The 3,508-nt window shown below is 72.6% G+C and carries 5 protein-coding genes; 3 read left to right on the plus strand and 2 right to left on the minus strand.

Annotated features, from left to right (window positions below):
• Positions 1 to 1,185: family 43 glycosylhydrolase (locus tag PROKR_RS04615; RefSeq protein WP_157601884.1), on the minus strand; the 1,185-nt coding region annotated here is incomplete at its 3' end.
• 133 nt (positions 1,186 to 1,318) lie between these two features.
• Here PROKR_RS04615 and PROKR_RS04620 point away from each other — a divergent pair.
• The 3 genes from PROKR_RS04620 to PROKR_RS04630 are packed head-to-tail and all read left to right on the plus strand — an operon-like array spanning position 1,319 to position 2,905.
• The gene (locus PROKR_RS04620; RefSeq protein ID WP_036960010.1) at positions 1,319 to 2,344 is read left to right on the plus strand and encodes a LacI family DNA-binding transcriptional regulator; all 1,026 of its coding nucleotides are present in this window, start codon (positions 1,319 to 1,321) and stop codon (positions 2,342 to 2,344) included.
• 41 nt (positions 2,345 to 2,385) lie between these two features.
• On the plus strand, positions 2,386 to 2,676 hold the full coding sequence (locus PROKR_RS04625) for a UBP-type zinc finger domain-containing protein (RefSeq protein WP_036960023.1): 291 nt from the start codon (positions 2,386 to 2,388) through the stop codon (positions 2,674 to 2,676).
• 28 nt (positions 2,677 to 2,704) lie between these two features.
• The gene (locus PROKR_RS04630) at positions 2,705 to 2,905 is read left to right on the plus strand and encodes a hypothetical protein (protein WP_036960012.1); all 201 of its coding nucleotides are present in this window, start codon (positions 2,705 to 2,707) and stop codon (positions 2,903 to 2,905) included.
• Between the two features lie 135 nt (positions 2,906 to 3,040).
• Here the strand turns inward: PROKR_RS04630 and PROKR_RS04635 are convergent.
• A partial coding sequence (locus tag PROKR_RS04635) for a discoidin domain-containing protein (protein ID WP_036960013.1) occupies positions 3,041 to 3,508 on the minus strand: 468 nt, incomplete at its 5' end.

Raw genomic sequence — 3,508 nt, forward strand, 5'->3', positions numbered from 1 at the left:
GTCCGTGCCCCGGGTCAGCGTGCCCGTGATCCGGCGCAGCGCATGCCCGGAGGCCGGGTCGGCGCTCACGATGCCCAGCTCGCTCGCCGCGACGGGCGCGGTCTGCGCGCCCTCGCTCGGGCCCGCCCCCGCGTTGACCACGGGCCAGCCGTCGATCCAGTCGAGCCGGTCCAGCAGGGTCGGTCGGCGGTTCACGCCGCCTGGCTCGTTCAGCCATGGGTCGTCGCGGTCGATGCCGTGGTAGAGCATCCAGTCCTGACCGGACACGTCGGAGAACACCGCGTGGTGCCCCACGCCGATCCACGTGTTGCCGTTCTGCGCGACGACGAGCGTGCCGCCCACGCGGGACTCGTTCATGCCCACGCCCTCGTGGTCCGTGAACGGCCCCAGCGGCGAGCGCGACCGGCCCGTGTACACGCTGTACCCGGTCACCGGTCCGGAGCAGCAGTTGGCCGACGACCCCATGAGGTAGTACCAGCCGTCGCGCTTGACCACGAAGGCGCCCTCGTAGCGGTCCGCGACGGTCACGCGGGTGGGCTCGCCGACGGCGCGGGTGCCGGTCTCGTCGAGCTCCGTGACCCAGATGCCACCGTTGAAGCCGCCGAAGTACAGGTAGCGCGAGCCGTCGTCGTCGGCGAAGAGGGCCGGGTCGATCGTGTTGAGGTAGCCGCCGCCGGGCGCGGGGCGGGGGTCCAGGACCGGGCCTCCGGAGTCGGTCCACGGTCCGGTCGGGGTGGGCGCCGTGGCCACGCCGATCGTGTAGTCCCAGGGGTCGGGGTTCGCCGCCGTGTCGGTGACCGTGTAGTACATGACGTACTGACCGTCGACGTACCGGATGTCGGGCGCCCAGAAGTAGGAGGCGTCCGCGGCCCAGGCCGGCTTGTTCTCGTCGTCGAAGATGGTGCCCACGTACTCCCAGGTCGCCAGGTCGCGGGACTTCGCCACGTGCATGTTGCCGAACGGGCCGCCGGTCACCAGCGGGTCGCTCGTCGCGTACAGGTACCACCAGCCGTCCTTGCCGCGGATCACCGCGGGGTCGGCGTAGGTGTCCGAGAACGGGTCGGTGATCGGGTTGGTGTAGGTCGTGCCGGACGGCGGGGGTGCGGCCTGGCCTGTGCCGGGCAGGGCCACGGCGCTGACGACCAGCGCGGCAGTGGCGAGGGCGGCTACGAGCCGGATCTCCATGGTCACGAGTCCCTTCGGGCGGCTGCGCGCCACGTCCTCGATGACGTGGCCGTCGCTCCTTTACAACGGATAACCACGCGTGAAGTTACAACGGATAACCTGCCGTCGGCAAGGGGTGGTCTAGCCTGGGCCGGTGAGGGTCACGCTGCGCCACGTCGCGGAACGCGCCGGGGTCTCGTTCAAGACCGTGTCGAACGTGATCAACGGGCACCCGAACGTGCGGCCCGAGACCCGCGAGCGCGTCGAGTCGGCCATCGCCGAGCTGCGCTACCGGCCCAACACGTCGGCCCGGAGCCTGCGGCACGGGCGGGCGGGGTTCCTGGCGATCGCGTTGCCGGAGCTCACCTCGCCCTACTTCGCGGGGCTGGCCTCGGAGCTGGCCGCGGCGGCCCGGGCCGTGGGGCAGTCGGTGCTCATCGAGGAGACGTCGGGCGACCTGGCGGGGGAGCGCGCGGTGCTCGACGGTCTGCCGAGCCACCTGGTCGACGGCGTCTTCTTCAGCCCGCTGGTCACGCCGGTCGCGGAGGTCGTGGAGCGCCGCGACGGCACGCCGCTGGTGCTGCTGGGGGAGTACGGGGAGCCGGCGGGCGTGGACCACGTGGGCGTGGACAACGTGGCGGCGGCCCGCGACGTCACCCGGCACCTCCTGGACCTGGGCCGACGTCGGATCGCGGGGATCGGTCTGCAGAGCGGTGCGGGCACGGGGCGGCTGCGCGGCGAGGGCTACCTGGCCGCGCTCGCCGAGGCCGGCGTGCCCGCCGACCCGGACCTCGTGGTCGAGTGCACCGACTACCACCGGGCCAGCGGGGCGGACGCCGTCACGCAGCTGCTCGCCCGCGGCGTCGAGGTTGACGCGGTGTTCTGCTTCAACGACCTGATGGCGCTGGGTGCGCTGCGCGCGCTGCACGAGCACGGGCTGCGGGTGCCGCAGGACGTGGCCGTCGCCGGCTTCGACGGTATCGAGGACGGGCAGTTCTCCGTGCCGTCCCTGACCACGGTGACCCCTGACCTGCCCCTCCTGGCCGCGGAGGCGGTGCGGCTCGTGATGCGGCGTATCGCCGAGCCGGACGCCCCGGCCGAGCACGTGGTTGTACCCCACGCGATCACCGCCCGCGAGAGCACCGGCCCGGGCCCGCACGAGCCGCCGTCCGCGGCCTAGACTCTGTGCAGATCTGCTGGAGCGACGTGAGGATCGAGACCATGACCGAAGAGTGCACGCACCTGGACCAGGTCGCGGTCCTCGAACCCGAGAACCGCGAGGGTTGCCCCGAGTGCCTCGCCGTCGGCGGCACCTGGGTGCACCTGCGCAGCTGCCTGGTGTGCGGGCAGGTGGGCTGCTGCGACTCCTCCCCGGCCAAGCACGCCACCGCGCACTACAAGGGTTCCGGCCACCCGCTCATGCGGTCCGTCGAGCCGGGTGAGGGCTGGGGCTACTGCTACGCCGACGACGCGATGATCTCGTCGACCACCCTGGGCACCCACAAGTACTGACACCGGCAGCGGCCCTCCGGAGGGAACCATGAAGTCAGGCCTGATCGTGCTCGGCGTCGTCCTCGTGCTGATGGGCTCCGTGTTCACCGTGCAGGGACTCGGCTATCTCGCCGGCAGCCCGATGACGGGCGTGACCCTGTGGGCGATCGTCGGCCCGGTGCTCGCCCTGGTCGGGGTGGTCGTGATCGTGGCGGCCGCCCGCCGGGGCCGGTCCGGTCACTCCGGCTGACGCGGCAGGGCCGTGAGGCCGGGGCAGTCGAACGTAGGGTTCGTCGGCGCATGAGCCTTCTTACGCCGACGAACCCTACGTTCGACTGACTCCGCAGCGGCGAGCCCCAGGTCGACCTCGGGTCAAGGTCAAGGACTACCTCTGAGATTGGTTCAGCACCTTGAGCGCAGCGAGGCCGGCGTCGCCCGTGCGCCACGTCGTGGTCAGTGCCACGTAGCGGGCCGTGCGGTTCACCTCGACGACGCCGTCGCGGCGCACCGGCCCCACGTCGGTGAACGTGAGCCCGTCTTCGCTCACCGAGACCACAGCCGACGGCGCCCGCTCGCGCGCCCACTCCGTCACCACGGTGCCGACCTCCCGGGGCGCGCCCAGGTCGGTCACCATCCGCCCGCCCGGGCCCGGCACCCACGCGGTGGTCCGGTCCCCGTCCACGGCGGCCGACGGCGACGTCATGCCCTCGGGCAGCACCGACGCCGGGAACGTGAGCGTGCTCAGCGCGAGGTCGGCCACGGGGAACGGCGTACCGGCAGGGAACCGCACCGTCGTGCCGCGCGGCGTCGCGGCGGCCGGGCGCGAGGCGCCGGTCTCGGCGTGCCGGACCGT

Origin of the sequence: Promicromonospora kroppenstedtii DSM 19349, assembly GCF_000515355.1 — a bacterium.
GTDB classification, from domain to species: Bacteria; Actinomycetota; Actinomycetes; order Actinomycetales; family Cellulomonadaceae; genus Promicromonospora; species Promicromonospora kroppenstedtii.